This is a genomic window from Caulobacter sp. 05T431, from assembly GCF_056665975.1.
Map to the genome: position 1 here is coordinate 1 of NZ_JBFTKU010000169.1, position 378 is coordinate 378.

Below are 378 nucleotides of genomic sequence, written 5' to 3' on the forward strand. Positions count from 1 at the left end.
GACCACGTACGTCACGCAGGAACTGGTGACCGGCGTCGAGAACATGCAGTTGCTGTATGGGATCTCCACGAATTCCGACGATGTGCCGGACAAGTACGTGAGAGCCGACGAAATGACGACACTCGAATGGCTCCACATCGCGACCATCAAGCTGTCGATCGTCGTACGCGCTGACAACGCGAGCGCAGACGCCGGGGGAAACGGAGCCATCCAGATGTTCGGGTCGCTCTACAACGGCGCAGACGGCACCTTCACACCCACGCAGGACACCCAGGCGGCACGCCGCCTGTTCACCACCACCCTCCAGGTCCGCAACTACAACCACTGTGTTCCGGGAGACACGTCATGCCTCTGACCTCCAGGATGACCCCCGCATGC

Annotated in this window: 1 protein-coding gene; it reads left to right on the top strand. The window is 61.4% G+C overall.

The features are described from left to right. Nucleotides 1-355, top strand: a 355-nt coding sequence (locus tag AC1U89_RS24980; RefSeq protein ID WP_479902302.1) for a PilW family protein, incomplete at its 5' end; no start/stop codon positions are given. Nucleotides 356-378: the final 23 nt, after the last annotated feature.